The organism is Kitasatospora sp. NPDC091257 (genome assembly GCF_044757675.1).
GTDB lineage: Bacteria > Actinomycetota > Actinomycetes > Streptomycetales > Streptomycetaceae > Kitasatospora > Kitasatospora lactacystinica.
This window is the reverse complement of record NZ_JBIVVI010001436.1, coordinates 1-2034: the sequence shown is the minus strand read 5'-3', so window position 1 is coordinate 2034 and position 2034 is coordinate 1. Positions and strand designations below refer to the sequence as shown.

Sequence of the window (2034 nt, the reverse complement as noted above, 5' to 3'; positions counted from 1 at the left end):
GACCCGGGCAGCGGCGTACCGGGTGGAGCGGTGCCGGGCCGTCAGGTCCCGGCCCGCATCCGCGCGGCGCGGTGCGCCGCACTGGGCTTCTGCAACTGGAAGTAGGCTCCGGCCAGGACGCGCTGCTTCAGCCGGGGGCTGAGGTCGAGCACCTGGTAGAGCGAACGCCGCAGCGTGCCGCCCAGCGGTCCGTGCAGCGCGAACAGCTTCTCCTGGCGCAGCTGAAGCCCCCGGGAGCGGCTCACCGGTTCCTCGCGCGAGCGCTGGAACTGTGCGGTGGCCCGGGTGACCGCCGCCCCGCCGCCGGCGGTGAACGCCCGCTCCAGCAGCGGGGCCAGGGTGACGGCGTCGATGATGGCGTGGTTGACGCCCTGCCCGAGGATCGGCGTCAGGGTGTGCGCGGCGTCCCCGACCAGCACCAGCCCGGGCATCGACCAGTTCGGCACCACGCTGGTGAAGATGTCCAGCATGGAGGTGTCCGACCAGCTGGTGATCTCCTGGCGCACGGCACCGGACAGCTCCGGGGCCAGCTGGTCCAGCCGTTCGTACAGGGCGTTCAGGCCCTCGGCGCGCAGTTCCTTCAGGCCGCCCTTGGGGATGTTGAAGCCCACCCGGACGCTGTCGGGGTGGGTGGGGATGAAGAGGCCGTGCTGGTCGCCCCGGATGCGGATGCGGTAGGTGCGGTCGTCCCACTCGGCGGGGAACGGCAGCTTCAGCCAGACCACGTCGCGGTCCAGCGGCACCTTCCGGTACGGCAGCCCGGCCATCTCGCGGACCTTGCTGAACCGCCCGTCGGCGCCGACGGTCAGAGCCGCCCGGACGGTGATCTCGCCGTCCGGGGTGCGGGCCCGCACCCCGGTGACGGTGCCGTGCCCGTCCTGCTCCAGCGCGACGGCGGTGGCGCGGCGCAGCAGCGTGAAGCCGGGCAGGCCCTCGCCCACCTCCGCCAGCGCGGACAGCAGCGCGGGCTGCGGCAGTTCCACGGGGTAGGGGTGGGGGTAGGGGAAGTCGTCGAAGTCGGCTCGCATGACGGTCCGCCCGCCGTCCACGATCTCCATGTGGTGCATCTGCTGGTAGGCCCCGTCGAGGGCGTCGAGCAGCCCCAGCCGCTCCAGCAGCCACACCGAGTCGGGCGACACGGACTCGCCCCGGAAGGAGCGGTTGAAGTGGCCGCTCTGTTCGAGCACCACCACGGAGACCGAGCGCTTGGCGAGCTCCACCGCGAGGGTGAGGCCGGCCGGTCCACCGCCCACCACGCACACCTGGGCGGTCAGCTCTGCTGTCATCGTCATCCTGCCTCTCCGGGGGTCACGGGTCGATCGATGGTCCAGCGGTGGGCTAAAGGCGCTCTTGCAGGGCCTGCTCCTCCACCCGGGCCTTCAAGGCGTCCGTCAGGGTGACGAAACCCCGGGCGCTCTGACGCACGATCGAGCCGGTCAGCGGGACCAGCAGCCCGCTGAACCGCTCGCTCTGCACGACGTGGGTGCCGCCGTCCCGGGCGGTCAGCTCGAAGGCGTGCACCCCGTCGAAGATCCCCGGGACCCCGAGTCGGCCGCGCCACCGCAGCAGCCGTCCCGGCTCCGCGGCCAGCACGGTCGGCGTGAAGTCCATCTCGCGGCCGCCGGGCAGCCGGAAACGGAGCGCCAGCCGGGCCCCGGGCTCGGCCTTTCCCGCGGCGCGGACCAGGAACGGGTTCCACTCCTGGAACCGGGCGAAGTCGGTGAGCACGGCCCACACCTCGCCGGGAGTGGCGGCGATGTGGACCTCGGACGAGATGCGGCGCATGACAGGCGCGCTCCTTCGGTGCGGCGGCGTCGGACACTGATCCGGGCAGGGTGCCCCACCCGTACCGTGCCGCCCCGGGCTTCAGTCCCGCTTAACGCGCCCGATGGCGGGCCGCACCCGCCGTCGCGCCCCGCCCGGCCGGCGACGGCCACCGGCGCAGCGCAGCCCGTTCTTTAGGGCCCGCGCCAAAGCTGACGGACCGTCGGCCGGTGTCGCCCCCCACCGGCCGCACCCGCCGCTCCGCCCGCC

Annotated in this window: 2 protein-coding genes; both read right to left on the bottom strand. The window is 73.5% G+C overall.

Features of this window, described 5'->3' with window-relative positions:
• Positions 1-41 precede the first annotated feature (41 nt).
• Positions 42-1292 (bottom strand): FAD-dependent oxidoreductase, encoded by a 1251-nt coding sequence (locus ACIQOV_RS39110; protein ID WP_401055618.1) that lies wholly within the window; start codon positions 1290-1292, stop codon positions 42-44.
• 46 nt (positions 1293-1338) lie between these two features.
• On the bottom strand, positions 1339-1785 hold the full coding sequence (locus ACIQOV_RS39105; RefSeq protein WP_401055616.1) for an SRPBCC family protein: 447 nt from the start codon (positions 1783-1785) through the stop codon (positions 1339-1341).
• Positions 1786-2034 lie beyond the last annotated feature (249 nt).